Source organism: Glutamicibacter sp. B1 (genome assembly GCF_039602135.1).
In the GTDB taxonomy this organism is placed as follows: domain Bacteria; phylum Actinomycetota; class Actinomycetes; order Actinomycetales; family Micrococcaceae; genus Glutamicibacter; species Glutamicibacter ectropisis.
In genome coordinates, this window is record NZ_CP125942.1 from 689,124 (window position 1) to 709,178 (window position 20,055).

14 protein-coding genes and 2 pseudogenes are annotated in these 20,055 nt (G+C 52.6%); 9 read left to right on the forward strand and 7 right to left on the reverse strand.

Features of this window, described 5'->3' with window-relative positions:
- Nucleotides 1-39 precede the first annotated feature (39 nt).
- Nucleotides 40-1,155, reverse strand: coding sequence for a hypothetical protein (locus QMQ05_RS03210; RefSeq protein WP_345472957.1), 1,116 nt, complete (start codon nucleotides 1,153-1,155; stop codon nucleotides 40-42).
- A 259-nt stretch (nucleotides 1,156-1,414) separates the two neighbouring features.
- On the opposite strand from QMQ05_RS03210, the pseudogene QMQ05_RS03215 reads away from it, so the two are divergent.
- A pseudogene (locus tag QMQ05_RS03215) lies at nucleotides 1,415-1,597 on the forward strand (NADP-dependent isocitrate dehydrogenase); the annotation flags it as partial.
- Between the two features lie 78 nt (nucleotides 1,598-1,675).
- Here the strand turns inward: QMQ05_RS03215 and QMQ05_RS03220 are convergent.
- Both QMQ05_RS03220 and QMQ05_RS03225 read right to left on the reverse strand, forming a co-directional pair.
- Nucleotides 1,676-2,386, reverse strand: a complete 711-nt coding sequence (locus QMQ05_RS03220; protein WP_345472961.1) for an esterase/lipase family protein — start codon at nucleotides 2,384-2,386, stop codon at nucleotides 1,676-1,678.
- 214 nt (nucleotides 2,387-2,600) lie between these two features.
- Nucleotides 2,601-3,107, reverse strand: coding sequence for a hypothetical protein (locus tag QMQ05_RS03225; protein WP_345472963.1), 507 nt, complete (start codon nucleotides 3,105-3,107; stop codon nucleotides 2,601-2,603).
- Between the two features lie 233 nt (nucleotides 3,108-3,340).
- Between QMQ05_RS03225 and QMQ05_RS03230 the strand changes: the two genes are divergently transcribed.
- A complete protein-coding gene (locus QMQ05_RS03230; RefSeq protein ID WP_345472964.1) occupies nucleotides 3,341-4,360 on the forward strand; it encodes an RNase H family protein in 1,020 nt (339 codons plus the stop codon).
- 22 nt (nucleotides 4,361-4,382) lie between these two features.
- On the opposite strand, the gene QMQ05_RS03235 is transcribed toward QMQ05_RS03230, so the two are convergent.
- Nucleotides 4,383-5,915 carry a deoxyguanosinetriphosphate triphosphohydrolase family protein gene (locus tag QMQ05_RS03235; protein ID WP_345472966.1) on the reverse strand — a complete coding sequence of 511 codons (1,533 nt, stop codon included), beginning with the start codon at nucleotides 5,913-5,915 and terminating at the stop codon, nucleotides 4,383-4,385.
- A gap of 40 nt (nucleotides 5,916-5,955) precedes the next feature.
- Nucleotides 5,956-6,876, reverse strand: coding sequence for a 2-hydroxyacid dehydrogenase (locus QMQ05_RS03240; RefSeq protein WP_345472968.1), 921 nt, complete (start codon nucleotides 6,874-6,876; stop codon nucleotides 5,956-5,958).
- Between the two features lie 132 nt (nucleotides 6,877-7,008).
- On the opposite strand from QMQ05_RS03240, the gene QMQ05_RS03245 reads away from it, so the two are divergent.
- A complete protein-coding gene (locus QMQ05_RS03245) occupies nucleotides 7,009-7,239 on the forward strand; it encodes a hypothetical protein (protein ID WP_345472970.1) in 231 nt (76 codons plus the stop codon).
- A 281-nt stretch (nucleotides 7,240-7,520) separates the two neighbouring features.
- Here the strand turns inward: QMQ05_RS03245 and QMQ05_RS03250 are convergent, their stop codons facing one another.
- The gene (locus QMQ05_RS03250; RefSeq protein ID WP_345472972.1) at nucleotides 7,521-8,087 is read right to left on the reverse strand and encodes a YdeI/OmpD-associated family protein; all 567 of its coding nucleotides are present in this window, start codon (nucleotides 8,085-8,087) and stop codon (nucleotides 7,521-7,523) included.
- 292 nt (nucleotides 8,088-8,379) lie between these two features.
- Between QMQ05_RS03250 and QMQ05_RS03255 the strand changes: the two genes are divergently transcribed.
- From QMQ05_RS03255 to drt3b, 6 genes are read left to right on the forward strand one after another with little or no spacing between them, the layout of a single operon-like run.
- A complete protein-coding gene (locus QMQ05_RS03255) occupies nucleotides 8,380-9,948 on the forward strand; it encodes a type I restriction-modification system subunit M (RefSeq protein ID WP_345472974.1) in 1,569 nt (522 codons plus the stop codon).
- Entirely contained in the window at nucleotides 9,945-11,129 is a 1,185-nt protein-coding gene (locus QMQ05_RS03260) for a restriction endonuclease subunit S (protein WP_345472976.1), read from the forward strand. Before QMQ05_RS03255 ends, QMQ05_RS03260 begins: the two co-directional genes overlap by 4 nt.
- Entirely contained in the window at nucleotides 11,126-11,968 is an 843-nt protein-coding gene (locus tag QMQ05_RS03265; protein WP_345472978.1) for a GIY-YIG nuclease family protein, read from the forward strand. Before QMQ05_RS03260 ends, QMQ05_RS03265 begins: the two co-directional genes overlap by 4 nt.
- Nucleotides 11,965-15,009, forward strand: a complete 3,045-nt coding sequence (locus QMQ05_RS03270) for a type I restriction endonuclease subunit R (protein WP_345472980.1) — start codon at nucleotides 11,965-11,967, stop codon at nucleotides 15,007-15,009. Before QMQ05_RS03265 ends, QMQ05_RS03270 begins: the two co-directional genes overlap by 4 nt.
- A complete protein-coding gene (gene drt3a / locus QMQ05_RS03275; RefSeq protein ID WP_345472982.1) occupies nucleotides 15,009-16,397 on the forward strand; it encodes an antiviral reverse transcriptase Drt3a in 1,389 nt (462 codons plus the stop codon). The genes QMQ05_RS03270 and drt3a overlap by 1 nt, the downstream gene beginning before the upstream one ends.
- 57 nt (nucleotides 16,398-16,454) lie before the next feature.
- Nucleotides 16,455-18,431: an antiviral reverse transcriptase Drt3b gene (gene drt3b, locus QMQ05_RS03280; protein WP_345472984.1), complete on the forward strand. Its 1,977-nt coding sequence runs from the start codon at nucleotides 16,455-16,457 to the stop codon at nucleotides 18,429-18,431.
- A 473-nt stretch (nucleotides 18,432-18,904) separates the two neighbouring features.
- On the opposite strand, the pseudogene QMQ05_RS03285 reads toward drt3b, so the two are convergent.
- Nucleotides 18,905-20,043 (reverse strand): annotated as a pseudogene (locus QMQ05_RS03285) (IS3 family transposase).
- Nucleotides 20,044-20,055: the final 12 nt, after the last annotated feature.

Here is a 20,055-nt window from a genome sequence, read left to right on the forward strand (position 1 = left end):
GCTTTGACGGTGTACAGGCCGCAGGAAGTTGCCCACAAGCTACTGCGGGCTTGCGCCACTTTTAGCGGTCTGATGGTCGTCACGCTGGTCGGGTAGCGCGAGCGGTTCTAGCGCCCGTATTCGGCGCTGCGCATTGTGGATTTCTTGCCGACGTCTATCCCGCTCATTAGCCAATATCGCATAGCGGACAATATGTGCGGGGTAGCATAACCTGACGTAGGCTGATCTGAGCTTCGGTGACCGTGGATAGCGAGTCAATGCCAAAGGTATCACCAGCAGGCAGCTGCACAGCGACGAGGCGACCAAGACCGTGATGATCATTGCCGACGTCTTTTCGGTTCCTGCGTATTCACCACTGTTCAGCATCGCGACACTGAGGATCAGCAGGAACAGAATGCTTGCGCCCAGCGGCACGAGCATCACTACGGCTGCCAGCAGAGAACGATTCTGCGGCAACAACCACAGGACGCCGATGAGGCAAGGAAAAAGTACCAGCAACAAGAGCAAGATCCAGAGATCAACAATGATCTCAACATATTGGGCTTGGTCTGCGTCTAACACGTTACGGGGCGTAACGAGCATGATCACCATAAACGTGATCAGTATCAGGACGGCGGCAGACAGTGATAGCACCAGGCGCGGCAACTGAACTGAATCACGTGGAGTGAAATACCATCGGCGAAATGATACGTTCGTCGCTCGAAGATGCTTAGATAGCATTTCCGGCTGCCGGTCTTGGATCGCCGAAAGATGCTCACTTGCTGACAAACGGAAGGTAGATGCGACGTAGGCCAGGGCCTGCGAAAGGCACACAATGATCAAGGTGTCGGTCGCGTCTTGGGGGACGGAAGAGCTCACGGTCAAGAACCTAGCAAGGTAGAGCAAACCGAACATAACTGACAGGCCCCCGCAGATCTCGGTGGATAGGCGCAGTTGTTCACGTCTGCGAGTCTTTTCCCGCGCATCATGTGTGGAGGCGGCCAATGAGCGCGTGCTCAGGGCCAAGGCAACTATCAATGTTGCCAAGATCGCCAACGCGGCAATGACTGTGTCTTTTCGGATCTGCACGGCATCGAGAACAATTGCCGGAGTGATCTCGACCAGTTCCAGATGAACCAGAGACCCTAAAATGTAGGAAAGGATCACGAACGCCACGCATAAGACGACCCCCAGGATCTGGATGCCGGTCCATTCGCCCAGCTGATTGGGCAGTGTCTTCTCGGGTTCCTGATCCCATATGTTTGGCGCTCGTCGCTTCCTTGACGAACTGCGATATCCATGGATTTGAACTCTGCCATTCATGGGCCTGATATTGTCATACGTCACGGACACTATGGGAAGTAGTCGGGAATGCCCCGGCCTGCCACGCCCAGTTTGTCGACTGTGTCGATATGTAAGGTGTCGAGAAGATTCCGCATTCTCTGCCGTAGCTAAGGCACTGGGCGAGAACGAGGAAGCAATTGTTTCCGAGCTCGCAGCAGTCCAGGGTCAGGCTGTGGATCTGGCCGGTTACTACCGTCCAGACGAAGTCAAGACTTCGGCTGTCATGCGCCCAAGCGCAACTCTGAACAAGGCTCTGGAACTGCTGAGCAAGTAGTTAGTTCCTGAACAAAATGCCGTTTGGCTCTTAAAAAGAGCCAAACGGCATTTTTGCCTTTGAAGGCAGAATCGTGAATTACATCTTGGGACTTGATGCCTGAGCGATGGTACGCAGCACCAGATCCGCGACGGCGGGGTCACCCAACACTCGGAAGTGCCCTGAGGAAGCCACCCGATAATTTTGGGCTCCTTCTAAGGCTGATCCGGCAGGGATATAAGGATCAAAGGCGGGCGTGATGGTGGTAATCCGTGTATTGCACGTCACCTGTGCGCCGAGCTCCAAAAGTAGTGCGTCGTCTTCCCTGAATCCTGAGATGACAGGGTGTCGTACCAGCCGAGCATAGGGTGAGCCGGCGAAGGGAGATGCGATGGCGATCAGATGCTTGATCGATACCGATGGATCTTTGACCAACAAATATTTGCCAATCAACCCACCCTTGCTATGTGCGAGCACAATGACCTGATCTAGCGAGTTCTCCCGGAGGTAAGCCGCAGTGACGGCAGCGGCTTGGGCCATCGGCATCGTATTGCGGCTCAACCCCAGCAGTACGTGCACCGGGTGTCCGGCCGCATTGATCCGGTCGCACAGTCTGCGCATCATGGTCCAGTTTTCGAAGACGCCGGGGATGATCAGCACCGGTTCTCGTTTTCCGGTGGCGTAGGCCGCGGGAAGTCGTGAACGAAAAATTCCGTGCCCAATCGAATACAGTGCCCAGCGGCTGTCTTGGACCCAGGACCAAGCGCGTACCAGTGGCAATGGTCGATCAGGAGTTACACGAATTTTCACACCTTCATCGTATCCACCGATGACACAGTGTAATTCGAAGATGAAGAATCTTCTAAAAGTGCTAGAAACCAGTAGGGGCTGAACTGAGCCTCGCTGTTTCCTTGCACACCACCACTCAAACTTTGCCTGACGTGGTTGCGGCTAAGCCTTGAAACGACACAGACGCCAGAATCGATCAGCTCGGCTCGGATGCTTGGTTTTCGGGGCGTGAGGACTATTTTGATGCTTCTTCAGCCACGGCAATGTAGGTAGGAGGATGAGGGATTCGTTGTCGACTACCCCAACCAATTGCCCAGCCGTCAGTATCGTCAAAGTAGTCGGCGTAGGCTATCGGCAAGTCTGAGAGCCCATGAACCTGCGAGGCCAACTGCGCGTACCAGCAAACGTATTCTTCATTACCGGTTGCGCTCAGGGCAGTGCGTTGAATTGAAGGCATCTCGGAGAGTATCGCTTCGGCCACCGTTACATAGCTGACATCGCTAGGGAACTGAATATGATTGTTGAAGACGTCATTGGCTGCGGTGGAATATGAGCATGACTCACGCGGTTCAAACGGCGCTCCGAACTGGCTGGCGTTGTCCCACTCGGTCACGTTGAAGATGACGATCCTCCACGCCGTACCGGACGCATTCATACCAGGCAGTACTCTCACTCCGGCATAGCCCATGCGGTGCAGGAGTCGGACTGCTTCAATGATCCTGACAGCCAATTGCGAAGCCATGATTCGGGTTTTGTTCCTTAACGATTGCCCGGAGTTTAACAGTTCAATATTCTCACGGGCCTAGGACAAAATACCTGAGGAGTAATCGATTTCCTGCAGTAGTTCTCGACTGCCACAAGAATCGTCAAAAGTAACTATTTGATAAAAGTGCCCTGTATTTAACAGTTGTGAAACCAAAATGCGGAGAACGCTCAGTATTATCATTCTCAAGTCTCTCAGCTGAACGAGGAGGAATGATGTCTGTACCTTTCCCAGGATCTCAGATCTCCATTGTTCTGGACCCCGATGGGGTGCGTCGGTTTGCTTCCTCGGAGCGTCAGTCCCAGCCATCACGCATTCTCGCCGTCGTGGATCGTGTGCCTTACACACGTGATCCCTCCGGTACTAAGCATGCCTATGTCCCGTTTTCTTCCGCCATAGGTAGTGACGGGCATTTGGCTCAACGCAGTGAACGAGGCCTGCACTTCGACTTCGCCGTGACGCTATGCGATAGCCATCATCGTCCGGTAGTCACGCTTTCAGGAACATGTAAAAGCGGTGAATTAGGAACAGCGATTCTGGACTCAATTGCTGAATTTACTGGCACATGCCGTATCGCCAGTGCCGCCGCCATCGATATTGTTATTGCGAATTCTGATGGACTTGGATTCACAGATTTATTGAACAATCCTGTTTTCTGTTTGAACCCTTCATGGCTTTTCGGAGCCAACCTAGAATCCGCAGTCCAAGCAAACCGGGACGCTCTGGCAGCAAGTCGTTCACGAGCAACCGTCATTGCGTACACTGACGGCTCACTGCCACACCATGGAAATGACCGTGGGGCAGGAGCTATGGTGACGTTGCAAGGGCATTGGGCCACGCGGATTGCTCCAAAGAATTTTTCTCGTAGTTCTTTGATGGCGGAGACTACTGGGGCTTTGTTGGCTTTGCGTTATGCCCCGGCGGATTTTGACCTAGTCATTTACAGCGACAGTCGAGCCATAGTGAACGCCATCAATAACATCGTCAGCGGAGAAATTCAGACAAGGCAATCGCACCATAACGCACTGGAGCTTTCCATTGTGCGGCGTAGCGGGCGGACAAGAGCCGTATGGGTCAGGGGCCATGCCGGAAATCGTTACAACGAGGCCGCTGACCGCATGGCTGTACTCATGGCAAGACACTACAACGCGAGAATCGATCCGACGCAGACGCACTCATTGATGCAAAAGATCCTTGAAGAGGAACTTGCTGGGCTGGCACTGGCTGGTTGAGTCGAATGCGAGCCTAGTCCACTTAGAGGCCTCGTCCTGCCTCCCAAAGGCTGTCGGAGGTGCCGGTGAGCAAGGAATTCAGTGACACTGCTTGCGCGTCTGTGAAAGATGCGATGTAGTCGACAATTGCCCGTGCCTGCCCTAATCGATTGATCTCATTGGGGCCAGCCTGCGAGAACAGTTCAGGGTTAGACTCACGCAACTGACGGTATTCCTCCGTGGTAGCTTCAACGGAATCTAAGAGGCGTCGAGGAGCACGCCCTGCATCATCAGGATCATTCAACCAGGTACTAAAGCCCTCGGCGAGTGAACGAATAATCCTCGTTTGGCCGCGTTGGTACACCGCTAAGTCTGAACGGTCCAAGACGAAACGTGAGTGCACAAATTTGAGCACCACAACGTCATGCCAGGCTTCATCGCTCAGGCGGATATGGCCACTGCGAACGATGGGTGTGCGGTCTACGGTGACCGATTCTTGAAGTCGATCGATCCAGCGGCGTGTGAACGAGGTGACCGCGCGGTCGGCTTGAAGGCCACCGTCATAGGGAACCGCTAACAGCCCATCAACTAAATCGTGGCCCACACGCTGCACCGAGTCACGGAATGCGTCAGCATTAGCGATCCATGGGTCTTTTGCGACCAGACGACGCCAGGTCAGTTCCAGTGCATGGCCGGGGTGGCGCTGATCCAGTTCCGAGGTTTTGAGTGCTTGGAAACTGGTGGCGTTCTCCAGCCATGCGCGCAGTTCAGCTGACACGCTGGTGTACTGCAAGATTCCGGCACGGTAGAAGTCGTCGAGGTCATGCACCGCATAGGCGATGTCATCGGCAATATCCATGACCGAGCATTCCAGCGTTTGCTGGTTTTGAGCAATGCCAGGGAATACCGAGAGAACATCAGCCATCTCTGCCGCTTCAATATCGTAGGCAGAGTACTTCATGGCTCCAGCTGCTGGGTCGGTGCCGACCCCGCGGGGGAGTAGTTCCGGAGCGATGGGTCCTTTGGAGCGCCAAGCGTTACGGGTCCATGGGTATTTCAGTACGGCTGCTCGTACGGCTCGGGTGAGGTTCATTCCGCGTGGAGTTGCCGCACAGCTGTCCAGGGCCGTGAGGATTCTGAAGCTTTGGGCGTTGCCTTCGAATCCATCGGGTAGACCGAGCATGTTGCGAGCGACTCGGTCGAGTTCCTGTTCGCCAAGATGCCCAAATGGTGGGTGACCCAAGTCGTGGGCAGCTGCTGCTGCCTGAACAACTACGGGATCACAACCACCTAAGTCGGAGATTAGTCGCCTAGTAGATTCATCGGTTGATCTGAGATTGATCGCGATGGAACGAGCTACTGCCGAGACTTTCAATGAATGCGTCAGGCGGTTGTGAACGAGCGTGCCAGAACCGCCCTGCGGAATCACCTGAGTCACCGAGGATAGTCGGGAGAAATAGGGAGAGAAACGAATGCGTTCCACATCGACGCGAAATTCATCGTCGCCAGCACGATTAGGCTCGACGATAGCGCGTTCGCGGCCACCGGACTGATGCGTTTTAACTCTAGTATTCATCGTAGGAACTAGCCTAGGTGATCAACAGCTAAACGCCGAGTCAATTGATGATTTGATTCGTGAGTTCTTCACCGTTCACAAAGTTGATGACTTGGTTAACCGCCAGCTCGGAGACCAACGCGATGAACTGTTCAGTGTCTCCGGCCATGTGTGGAGTGATGATGCAATTAGGTGCGCTCCACAGCGCATGGCCTGCCGGCAGTGGCTCGGGATCTGTGACGTCCAAGGCAGCACGCAGTCTGCCGGCTTGCAGCTCCAATAGTAGGGCTTCAGTATCGACGATGGGTCCGCGTCCCACATTGACCAGTAGGGAGCCGTCCTTCATTGCAGAGAGGAATTGGGTATCGATGAGTTGCTCAGTTTCTCGGGTATGTGGCAGAGCAACAATCACTACGTCCGCGGAGGGTAGAAAATCCCAGAGTCTGTCGAGAGAATAAATCGGGTAGCCCTGCTCATGCATCCGTTCGGTACGGGCAAAAGAAGTTAGCTCGGAAGGTTTGAAAGGCAGCAATCGCGAGCGGATTTCGCTGCCGACTCCACCAGCCCCGAGAATCACGACTTTTGACCCGTGTAGTGAGCTGGTCCATGTACGAGTCCAGTTCTGCTCGCGCTGCTGCTGGCCTGCCAGTGTCAGCTGCCGAAGCGAAGCCAGAATCAGTGCGAGGCAGTGCTCCGCAGTGGCATCTTCCACGGCGCCTTTGGAGTTTGTTAAAGTCACCTGCTCTGGCAGATGCTCCAGCACCCACTCGTAGCCGATGGACAACAGGTGGACGTGCTTGAGTCCCTTGATGCGGGAGACCCTTGAACGCAGCTGAGGGTTGCTCGGACGTTCGGTCACCAGCACGTCGGCAGGTGGTGCATCATTCGGATCATCATTGATGTGCCAGAGTATCGGTTCAATACCCGGAAGCTGCAGTCGGTCGACGAGATCCTGCCAGGGGAGTAGTACACGTAGTGCCATGCGAAGAATGTCCTTTCGAGTGCTACGACCATTGTGTCCGTTGGATCTCAGGGATGAAGAATCTGGTGACAAGGTCATTACTTCGCGTCTGTTATTCCAGATTGAGGATCAAATAACCATTAGACTGAAGCTATGACTCATAAAGGGATTGTCGGAACCACCATACTGATGGCACTTGGTTGGACGGTGTTTGTCCTTGGCCTCGTCGCGTTATTCTTCGACCCGCTGGTCGGCGGTCTGTTGGCAATCGCCGGCGCGGTACAAGTCAGTGGCGGCATGATCACCGAAGCGTTGAATAGGAAGCGTGAGGCGTCCGCAGAACTGCAAAACAGCATTGAAAAAGAAATGCCTGCAGTTGATTAGTAGTTGCTCTCCACTCTTTAGCTCCTCCGAGAATGGTCACGTCAGTGGTATATGGCAGGTTGGCATATCGCAGGATAGATGTTGCCGGCTTACGATGTCGGGGCAACGGGGCCAGCTACTACCTTCTGACTAGTGGAGAAGTCCGTCGCTCCCTTGTGCGCGAGACCTTGGCCTCTGTATGCGAAACAGTTGGGGCGACAATTTTACGTTTGTTTCGTATTGCCTGATTATTCGGGTTTTTGATGGCAAGAAAGTACTCAGCAGAATCCTGTTTGTTCGCTTCAGTCTGGTGCTTCGGACAGCTGCCGAAGAAATTTCTCAAGTCTCGCCGACCGAGTCTTCTCGGTCTTGGCAATCATTAGCTGGTGCAGAATGTGATAGCGCGGTTGGGACTTCAATGCTTCGAAAACCGCTTTGGCAGCTGGGTTCGCATCTAGAGCGCGCCGCAGGTCTTCAGGAACCTGGGCGGTGGCCTGTCCTTGGTAGGCGCGGTCCCACCTGCCATCGGCTTTCGCCTTATCGATTTCTGCTTGTCCACGTGGGCGCATCCTGCCCTGCTCGATTAGTTCCTGGACGAACTGCGTATTCTTTTCAGACCAGACAGATGCTTTGCGTCGCGGTGTGTAACGCTGTAGGAAAGTAGTTTCGTCTCGACTGCGACGTTGACCATCGATCCATCCGCTGCATAAGGCTTCCTGTAGTGCATCGGCAACCATCAGAGATGTCGGTTCGGTAGTGCCCTTTTTGGCTACGAGCAACCACACTCCATCGCTAGTGTCTTCGTTTTCATTCAGCCAGGTGCGCCATGCATTGACGTCTTTGATGATCAGCGGGTTGTCGTAGTCCATGGCATCTATTGTGCGCTATGACTTCTTGGCTCGAAAGTAACGAATGGATTAGGGGAACGGAACATTAGAAGTGCGATACGGAATCACCAGTACTTTATATTCGAAATTGCATTCCAGGACACTACTGCTGTCATTTTTGGGCGTCTGATTGATTGATCTTGGGTTTATAGACGTAGGCGAACGCCACAAATTGTGGAGAACGGCTCACTCGCGCTATCTTGTGGGGTTGCTGGGGTAACGTTACAAGTAATCAAATGCTAATTAGTGCCTGCGAAGGCACAGGAGAAAGTTGATGGCAAGTAGCGTGAAGGAACAGCAACGAGCGGAACTGCACAAAACAATCTGGCAAGTGGCCAATGACCTTCGCGGTTCGGTGGACGGCTGGGACTTCAAGTCATATGTGCTGGGCATGCTGTTCTATCGGTTCATCTCTGAAAACCTCACCAATTACATCAACGATGGCGAGCGAGATGCGGGCTCGACTGACTTTGATTTCGCCAAGATGAACGACGAAGAAGCCGAATTCGCTCGTGAAGACATTGTCAGCGAAAAGGGCTTCTTTATTCGCCCTTCGGAACTTTTCGAAAACGTGCGTCAAAGCGCTGCAAAAGATGAAAACCTAAACCAGACCCTCCAAGGTATTTTCAAAGGTATTGAAGGCTCGGCGACCGGTACTAACAGCGAGGCCGATCTCAAAGGCTTGTTTGATGATCTGAACGTCAACAGTACCAAGCTCGGTAACAATGTCGCGAAGCGTAACGCCAAATTGGTCAAGTTACTCGACGCGATCGGTGACCTTCCTCTGGGCGGCAAATTCTCGGATAGCACCATTGACCTGTTTGGTGACGCCTACGAGTACCTGATGCAGATGTACGCATCTAGTGCCGGAAAATCTGGCGGTGAATATTACACCCCGCAGGAAGTCTCTGAACTGCTAGCAAAGATCACCACGGTCGGTAAGACGCGAGTGAACAAGGTATATGACCCCGCCGCTGGTTCGGGTTCACTCCTGCTCAAGTTTGCAAAGGTGCTAGGCAAAGAGAATGTGGGCGGGTTCTATGGTCAGGAAATCAACCTCACCACCTACAACCTGGCTCGTATCAACATGTTCCTGCACGATGTGAACTACGAGAACTTTGACCTGGCTCTGGGTGACACGCTACTTGAACCGCACCACTGGGATGATGAGCCGTTTGAAGCGATTGTCTCTAACCCTCCCTACTCGATCAAGTGGGAGGGCGATGCTAACCCAATCTTGATCAACGATCCACGCTATGCGCCGGCTGGCGTGTTGGCTCCTAAGTCAAAGGCAGACCTCGCTTTCACGATGCATATGCTGCACTGGTTGGCGACCAACGGTACGGCAGCGATTGTTGAGTTCCCTGGCGTGCTGTACCGTGGTGGGGCTGAACAGAAGATCCGTAAGTACCTGATCGACAACAACTACGTTGATACGGTGATTCAGCTTCCTTCTGATCTATTCTTTGGTACCACGATAGGTACCTGCATCATCGTGCTGAAGAAGTCGAAGAAGACCAACGACGTGCTATTTATTGACGGTTCGGCTGAGTTCGTGCGCGGAGGCAACAAGAACAAACTGAGCGAAGCCAACCAGCAGGCTCTGCTTGATGCGTTCACGAATCGTGAATCTACGGAATACTTCACAAGACTCGTTGACAACAGCGATATCGCTACGAATGACTACAACATTGCCGTGTCATCGTACGTTGAGGCTGAAGACACTCGCGAAGTCATCGACATTATCGAGCTGAATACCAGAATCGAGCAGATCGTAACTCGCCAGACTGAGCTGCGCACGTCGATTGATTCGATCGTTGCTGACCTGGAGGGCGTGAAGTGAGCCGTATCGATGAATTGATAGCGGAGCACTGTCCGGCGGGCGTTAAACATAAAACCTTAGGCGACGTAGGCCAGTTTATTCGTGGTAATGGGCTGCAGAAGAAAGACCTTTTCCACGAAGGCTTTCCGGCAATCCATTACGGTCAGCTCCATACCCTTTATGGCGTCTCGGCGAGTGGGACATACTCTTTTACCACTCCTGAACTCGCCTCGAAACTACGTCATGCGCGCCACGGCGATTTGTTGATTGCAACTACCAGCGAAGACGATGAAGCCGTGGCCAAAGCTACCGCATGGCTGGGTGATACTGAAGTGGTCTTGAGTGGCGACGCATTTATCTATCGCCATGAGCTGGAACCTCGTTATGTTTCCTACTATTTCCAGAGCCGTCAGTTTCAAGATCAGAAGCAGCGACACGTCTCAGGAACAAAGGTACGACGAATTTCTGGCTCATCGTTGGCCAAGCTAATTATCCCCGTTCCGCCGCTTGAAATTCAGCGTCATATCGCGGATATTCTTGATACTTTTAGTAAAATGGAAGCGGAGCTGGAAGCGGAGCTGGAAGCGGAGCTGGAAGCTCGGAAGCAGCAGTATGAGCACTATCGAGCTGAGCTCTTGAGCGAGAATACGGACGGCGTTTCTACGCCCTTGGGCGAGATCTTTGAAATGCGTGCTGGCACCCATGTGAAGGCATCCGAAATTTCTGATGACCAGTCGGAAACGCATCCTTACCGCTGTTTTGGCGGAAATGGCGTACGCGGATACGTCAGTGGGTATAACTACGACGAAGACGTAGCGTTCATTGGCAGGCAAGGCGCGCTTTGCGGCAATGTTCATCGTGCGCAAGGCAAGATTTATGCAACAGAGCATGCCGTGGTCGTTACCCCGAAAGCAGAAGTCGACATGTCGTGGGCATTCCACAAGCTGACTGAGATGGATCTGAACCAGTATAAGACCAAATCTGCTCAACCTGGTCTCGCCGTTGGTCGCATCAAAAAAATAGTTATTTCTCTTCCTAAGATCAAGGAACAACGCCGCATCGTCGAGATCCTCGATAAGTTCGACGCGCTCGTAAACGACCTGAGCGTTGGTTTGCCTGCGGAGTTGGCTGCGCGTCGCCAGCAGTACGAGTACTACCGGGACCGACTTCTGACCTTCAAGGAGCTGGAGCCCGCATCATGAGTACCACCCCGGTGAATGTGCAGATACCTTCGGATACTGAAGCGCCGATCATTGCTGACTTTGTCGAGCATGCTTTACGTGTTGCTTATTTTGATCGTCAGCATTGGGCTTCTCTACCTTCGAGCGATTGGGACGCGCCTGGCGTGTATATCCTGATGACAGCCGACGGATCGAGTCGAGTGTATGTAGGGCAAGCACGCAAACTACGTGGCCGCTTGCAGCAGCACAACAACAAGGAAAAGCTTCCTTGGCGACGGGCTCTTGCGGTGAAGCGCGATACCACCGCCGGGTTCAACACTGCCGAAATCGGGTACCTGGAAGGCCGTATCGCGGCAGAGCTAAATGCGCTGCACCAGATCACGGTCATCGAAGGCCAGACGAGCGGTGACGAGACGCTGCCCAAGCACATGATGATCTCCTTGGATGCGTTCGTGAAGAGTATCCTCGGTGCTCTGCGTCTGGCTGGGCTGGATATCAGCCGGAGCAATCCTCAAACGCTGACCGAAGACGAGCAACCTACATCTGCGCCAGTGCCATCTAACAAGCCGAATAAAACCGTGACCGTTGCTGACTTGGTTTCCAGCGGTCTACTCCAAGCAGGCCAGGCACTATTCCTGAGCCAAGCTGGTAAAGAGGCCGAAGGCAGCGTCACCGCGGACGGAGAGATTATCGTTCGCGGCGTTTCCTATAAATCTCCGAGTACCGCAGCCGCAAAAGCCCTTGAGCTGCAATCCTCTAACGGTTGGATGGCATGGAAGGTCGGCAGCCAGTCCGGTCCGCCGCTCGATATGTTGCGACAACAATGGCTAATACAACAAACGGAGGAGGCAGAAAAATGATCGAAGCACAGGCACGTAAATATGAGCCGATCGCCGTAAGCAACGAGAGCACTGTTGTCTCGGTCTATGATGCCGATCCATCCAAAGAAACTTCGTACCAGTCGGAATCACAGCTGGAACGTGAATTTATTCACCGACTCGAAGGCCAGGCTTACGAGTATGTGGAGCTGACGAGTGAAGAACACCTCGTCGCTAATCTTCGCGCCCAGCTCGAAGCCCTGAACCGTTTCACCTTCTCGGATGAGGAATGGCAGAGGTTCTTCAAAGAACGGATCGCCAGTACCGGTGACGGAATCGTCGACAAGACGGTGCGCATCCAGGAAGATCACGTCCAGCTGCTGACTCGTGATGACGGCACGACGAAGAACATTACCCTGCTAGATAAGCAGAATATTCACAACAACCGTTTACAAGTGATCAACCAGTATGCGGTGGATTGTGGCGAGGGCGGCGCAAGCTTCTCGAACCGATACGACGTGACCGTTCTGGTCAATGGCTTGCCGATGGTGCATATCGAGTTGAAGCGCCGCGGTGTACCGATTCGTGAAGCGTTCAATCAGATCGACCGATACCAGCGCGATAGCTTCTGGGCTGGCTCTGGTCTGTTCGAATACGTGCAGCTGTTCGTGATCAGCAACGGTACGCAGACGAAGTATTATTCGAACACCACTCGACGCCAGCATGTTGCCGATGCTACGGGCGCCAAGAAGAAGTCGAAGACGTCCAATAGTTTCGAGTTCACGTCGTGGTGGGCAGATGCGCAGAACATGCCGATTCTCGATCTGACAGCCTTCGGCAAGACATTCTTCGCCAAGCACACGCTACTAAACATCCTGACCCGCTACTGCGTCCTGACCAGTGACCGCCTGCTGTTGGTGATGCGTCCGTATCAGATTGTGGCGACCGAGAAGATCTTGCAGAAGATCGATATCTCGACAAACTACAAGAAGCTGGGCGCCGTTGATGCGGGCGGTTACGTCTGGCACACGACTGGCTCTGGCAAGACGCTGACCAGTTTCAAGACAGCACAGCTGGCTTCCCGTCTGGAGAATGTGAACAAGGTGCTGTTCGTCGTTGACCGCAAGGATCTGGACTACCAGACGATGAAAGAGTACGACCGGTTCGAAAAGGGCTCGGCGAACTCCAACACATCAACAGCGGTACTGAAGCGCCAGCTAGAAGATCCGTCGAAGAAAATCATCATCACGACGATCCAGAAGCTCTCTACCTTTATCGCAAAGAACAAGGGTCATGAGATCTACTCAGGCCATATCGTGCTGATTTTTGATGAGTGCCACCGTTCCCAGTTCGGTGACATGCACACGGCCATTACGAAGGCGTTCAAGCGCTACAACCTGTTCGGTTTTACCGGTACCCCGATTTTCGCAGAGAACTCCGGTAGCGGTGGCAACCCGCAGTTGAAGACCACCGCCCAAGCATTCGGCGAGAAGCTACACACCTACACGATCAAGGACGCGATTACCGATCAGAATGTTCTTCCCTTCCGTATTGATTATGTGAATACGATGAAGGTCGGTTCGGTCATCGACAAGCAGGTGTCGGCAATCGACACTGAGAACGCCTTGCTGTCACCTGTGCGGGTGTCTCAAGTGGTTTCGTATATTTTGGAGCACTTCGATCAGAAGACGAAGCGGGCCGTGGGCTACGCCCTGGGCGAGAAACGTGTTCGCGGGTTCAACTCCCTGTTTGCCACCGCCTCGATTACGGCAGCCAGGACGTATTACAACGAGTTCAAACGCCAGCAAGCGGAGCTCACACCTGATCGCCGGCTGAAGATCGCCACGATCTTCTCCTACGCTCCGAATCCAGACTCCGAAGACGGTGTGCTGGAAGAAGAAGGCTTTGAAACCGAGAACCTTTCCGGTGATGCCCGTTCGTTCCTGGAGTCGGCGATTGCTGACTATAACCAGATGTTCGGCACCAGCTACGATACGAGTTCAGACAGCTTCCAGAACTATTACAAGGACTTGTCGCTGCGGCTGAAGAACCGGGACTTGGACATGGCCATTGTGGTGAATATGTTCCTGACTGGTTTTGATGCGACCACGATGAATACCTTGTGGGTGGATAAGAACCTGCGCTCCCACGGGCTGATTCAGGCGTATTCACGCACGAACCGTATTTTGAACTCGGTGAAGACCTACGGGAATATCGTAAACTTCCGTGACCTGGAAGAAGCCACGAACGACGCGATTGCCCTGTTCGGCAACAAGGACGCTGCCGGGATCGTGCTACTCAAACCGTACCGAGAGTACTACGGCGAGTATGCGCAGAAGGTCTCTGACTTGTTGGAGAAATTTGTTCCCGGTCAGGTGATCGAGAGCGAATCCGGGCAGAATGAGTTCATCAAACTCTATGGCGAGATCCTTCGACTGAAGAACATCTTGACCTCGTTCGATGAGTTTGCCGGAAACGAGGTGCTCACGGAGCGCCAATCCCAGGATTACCAGTCGGTGTATCTGGATCTGTGGAATGACCGCAAGAAGCGCGAAACTGGCGAGAAGGAGCAAATCACCGCCGATCTGGTGTTCGAGATTGAGCTGATCAAGCAGGTTGAGATCAATGTTGATTACATCTTGCTGCTTGTTCAGCAGTACCGTGAAGAACGAGGCGATGGCGACGATAAGGAGCTGCGCGCTGGGATCTCTCGCGCGATTGATTCCAGTCCTTCCCTGCGTAACAAGAAAGACCTGATCGAGAACTTCGTCGACTCCGTGTCCGTGAATGGCTCGGTACAGGATGAATGGACGGCGTATGTGTACAAGCAGCGTGAGTGCGAGCTTGAGGAGATTATTGCTTCGGAGAATCTGAAGCGTGAGCAGACGCTGGGATTTGTAGACCTGGCGTTTGCTGACGGGCTCCTGCGAACGTCTGGAACTGAAGTCACCAAGATCTTGCCGCCCGTGTCACGGTTCTCGAAAGATATGAATCATAGCGAAAAGAAGCGCCGCGTGATCGAGAAGCTGACGGTGTTCTTTGAACGCTTTTTCGGCCTAGCGACAAGAGGTAAAAACGACTGATGAGCAAATATCCGTATTCGCTCCGCAACTTTACTGCACTTGCAGAACGAGAATCTCGGCGTGGAAAAGATATTTCCCACGTGGTTCCGTCTACTAAGCGCACAGTAGCAGCCCTCCGCGAACTCCGTGAAGCATACAAACTCGAGATTAAGGATCTGACTTTAGACAGCCCGGAGAGACTTGCCGCCCGCGAGAGGTATCAAGAAAAAAGACTTGACCTGCGAAAAAGTCTCGACAGCGTTCTCGAAGAATCCCTTCAGAACGCTCTGAACCATTTCCAATCTGCATTATCCAACCGTTCTTTCGAATGGGGGCTAGAAAATGGAGTGCTACTCGGCGAGCGCCAAACGTATCGGATAAGTTCCAGCCTTGATGTAGTGTTTCCGGGCCGAGAAGCTGCCACAATACTACGTGAGGCTAGTGGAACCCACATGGTAGGCAGAAACAGCATTGTTCGTGCCCTAAAACATTCATTGATGAAGCGATATGCCCATGCTGTCTATCGTCTCGATATCAGGAGTTTCTTTGATTCCATCCCGCACAAGAAGCTCCTGAACAGAATCGCTGAAGTTCGGAGCCTTGATCGAATCACGGGCGAACTTGTTGAGCGACTCCTGCATGAATATCAGTTATTGAAGGGCGAACCGATAGGCATCCCTCAAGGAGTAGGGGTCAGCTCTCCGCTGGCAGAACTTTATTTGAGCGATTTTGATCGCGCCATACGGTCATTTCCGGGCGTACTTTTTTATGCGCGTTATGTTGACGACATAATCGTAGTTTTAGAGGGAGAAGAAGCCTGCAATCAGGTCGCTAGTAAGATCGATCTTCTTCTTTCCGAACTGGATCTTGAAGTTAATAAGTCAGACGACAAGTTTGCGAAGATTGTTGCCGACAGTAATGGGGACTATTTAGAAGATGAGTCTGTCGAATACCTGGGGTACAAATTTATACGATCTAACGGCCGGCTTGTCATTGGCTTGACAGACAGGCGATCGAAAAGACGTAAGAATCGGTTAAATACTGCCTTTGAACATTGGCTCTCCAAAAACCCAACCCGAAAGACTGCAAATTCGGGCGATGAGGGAATCCTTGTCGATCGTGTCAGATTCCTTGCAGGCAACACGTCGCTTAAGAACTCAAAAGACAATGTCGCTGTCGGCATCTACTTTTCGAACAGCTCACTGGATTCGGATGCCCAAGAGCTTAAAGATCTCGACGAGTTACTATCAAACTTGATTAAAACCAATAGATCACGAATGTCACCCCTGCTTCTGAAGCGGCTTCGTGCAGTATCATTTGTTCGTTCATTCCGCGAACGTACTTTTATTCGTTTTAGGCAGAAGCGCCTGGAACAAGTCGTCCAGTGCTGGAAGGCGGAACAATCGTGAAATACCAGCGTGCAAAACGCGACCCGCTCCGTGCACTGACCTCAGAGATGCTCCCGCATGAAGTCCCATTACCTTTCAGTGCAGCAGGCCTGTACCGTTTTCTCAAACGTCTTAAATTTGAGTGGATTTCGGGAAGAACAATTCACGGTCAACGCTAGACGCTTGGGTGAAGCGGAGCGAGTATGGCTGAGATTGATCTTTGATGGTGTCGAACTTGATGAAGTTGTTCTGGATGATGGTCGGATACGATTTGGTCGAGCAAAGCAGAGTCTCACGAGGCGACTTTTGCACCCATACAAGTTCCGTGCTCGACGAAACAACGGGAAGCTTCGTGAAATCACGGTTCCGCACCCCCAGTCCATGCTCGGCATGGCCTATTTCATTGATAAGTATCGAGACAGTATCCTTTACTTCACGAACCGAAGCAGTTACTCAATACGACATCCCCATCGGACAGCGCGAGTTCAAGCACGCCGTGATAAAGCGTTTCTACGCGAGCTAGATTCGGAGGACTACGGACTCGAACAGTTTGGCCTTGAATACGACATAGTCACGTCATATTTTGCCTATAAGCGTTATAACAACATCAATCGGTTCTACTCGTCACCCGAGTTTCGGGCTTGCGAACGTAAGTACCCATTGTTAATGCGTGCGGACATATCAAAGTGCTTCGATAGCATCTACACGCATACAGTTGCATGGGTTTCGAATGGTCGAACTGCCAGCAAAATAGAGAAACGTGAGTCTACCAACGCTACCTTCGGCGGCTCTTTTGACCGCTACATGCAGTACTTGAACTATGCGGAAACAAGTGGGATCGTGATCGGTCCCGAGTTCTCACGCATATTCGCAGAGATCATCCTTCAGGAAGTTGATGTACGAGTTGAGTGTGAACTTGAAAAGGGAGATCTCAAGCACGGTCAAGATTATGAGATCATGCGCTACGTTGATGACTACTTCGTGTTCCTCGCTGACTCATCGAACAGTGAGCGAGTAGAGAATGTCCTTTCGAGGCACCTAGCACATTTCAAATTGCACCTTAATGATCAAAAACAAGAGAGTCTCGAAACTCCTCTGAAATCGCACATGTCAATTGCAAAGCTCTCAGTACGTGAAGGCCTTAGCGCGAGAACAAAGTGCGAGATCGAGACGGAGCCGGATAATAAGGCAGACCTATTCTTCTCTGCCCATAAAGCCATCATTGATTACAAGGCGATCTTGACAGATACAGAAAGACAACACGGCGAGCTGGCAAACTCTTATCTGTATGAACTGAGTAGGCGAGCAGAAAAGACGTTGTGCACTTATGGAGAGCATCTGGATGCTCTCGTTGAAGAGGGCGACTTGCGAAAGATCAAGTCAGCGCACAGTGCACTAATTAGTTACTTGGTCGCGGTCCTAGACGTGGCTGTGTTTGTCTACTCGGGCTCTCCGTCGGTCTCACATAGCCTAAAGCTATCAAGACTCATCGCAACAAGCTTAAGAGAACTTGAAGCCCGGAGCGTTGGCCACATTGAGATGCAGATTTTCAGGAGTAAGGTTCGTAGGGAGATAATTGCTCAGTTGTCTGCCGTACGTGACCAGACAAGTTTTGGACCGCACACATTGAATCTGGTGGACTGTCTTTTCTATCTCGACCCAGAGACCAATGGCGCAACATTGCGACAGATTCTCAAACAACGTGGTGCTACAACGGATTCCCTCGATGCATTCGCTTTGCTTACTATGTTGCGGTGCTGTGGCGATCGTGAATCTACTAAGGGTCTGAAAGCCGAACTTCTCTCTAGAGCTAAAGTTATTGTGGAGGCAGGTAAGACTGATCCTGATTTTGAGACTGAACGGGCAATTCTCCTGCTCGCTCTTCCGGACTGTCCTACTGCTTCTCCGGAAGAAGTCGGTGAGGTGACGGGTTTGACTGTTTCCGAAATTAAAGCGCTCCGAAATTCAAATGGGCCAAATATGCTCTTTGCATGGAACGCAAGCGACCACTATTACGAGAGGCTTCAATTGAAATCCTCTCAAATGGTATATTAGGCATGCAGCCACGATGCACCTAAGTTTACTCACACGGAACAATCTTGGTGGGTAGGCTCACACACTGGCGCGAGAGGGACGAGCATCGTCGAATCCCTTGCAATTACCCAGCCTCGGCTGGGTAATTGCATTTTTGCCGACATTATCAGTCAAACTCAAACTAGCCCTTCTATCCTTAAGTGTGCTGAGGTTCTAAGCGTGAGCAATTGAGGGTATAAGTGCTAAAAAAGTGTATAGGTGACGCGCCGAACTGGGCTCATCGACGCCCGCCCCACCCTTTTCGGACTCCATTTCCGTCATTTCAATTTAAATTCTGGTCGTAAATTGCGGCCCGATGGGTTCTGGCCTGGGACTGTCAGCCTAACGATGTCTAGCAGAAACTTTCGGTAGTGAATGAATGGGTCTGCTGAAGGTTTGGTCGACACCAAGATTTACGCTGCCAGAGCGACAGACTCGATCATTCTAGCCTCGAATTAGATCGGGGTCATTTTCCCCAAACCTCGTTGCTTGCGCTAGCGGTGATACTTCCCCTCCAGCCATCCAATAATGGCCAGGCGAAGTTGTTGGCGGGAGGACCACCAACGGCGGTCCAGCACGTTCTTCTGCGGCAGGCTGAAGAACGACTCCATGGCTGCATTGTCACCGGCTGCCCCGACCCTGCCCATCGAACCGACTAGCCCGTGACGCTCCAAGGCTTGAGTGAAGCTCTTTGACCGGAACTGGCTGCCACGGTCACTGTGGACCCTAACTCCGCTCGGGTGGCCACGGTGCGCTACAGCCATCTCCAGAGCATTGACCGCCAGGTGGGCCTTCATCCTCGAATCCATTGAATACCCCACGATTCTGTTGCTGAACACGTCCCTAATCGCGCACAGGTACAGCTTTCCTTCGCCCGTGTGGTGCTCGGTAATATCGGTCAGCCACAACTGGTTAGGCTGATCAGCGGTGAAATTCCGCCGCACCAAGTCATCATGCACCGGCGGACCGGCCGGAACGTGCTTACGTTGGCGTTGGCTGATCACCGAGCGGATCCCTGCCTTGCGGCATAACCGCCAGACCCCGGCGCTCGGAAATTTGGTAGCCGGCGTCTTCCAAGTCATCAGCCAGCACACGGTACCCGCCCTCGGGATCTTCCTCGTGAAGCTCATGCAGCTTGCCAATCAACTCCAGCTCTTCGATTTCCCGGGCAGAGACAGGGCTCTTCAACCACTTGTAATACGCCTGGGTGCTGAATCCCAAGACCCGACACGCCACTGCCACTGCCACTTCGAATATGTTTCCTGCCTGTTCTAGCGGCTAATTCTTGATTGATGCGGGCCCATTACTTTGGGGAACGAATATGCGACTGGGAAAGGTAGGCCGCGGCCTTGCGCAGCACCTCGTTCTCCATTTCGAGCTCCCGGATGCGTTTGAGCGCTTGAGACATTTCTTTGCGTTCGTCAGCATCAGAGGATGGGGTCATTCCGTGGGATTGGTAGCGGGCATCGCGGACCCACGTTTACAGCGCGGTCTTTGAGACTCCCAGATCCGCAGCGGCTTGCTTCTGGGATATCCCCGATTCGACGAGAGCGACGGCGTCCTTCTTGAATTCTTCGGTGAAGATTCTTGGCATGGTTTTTGTTCC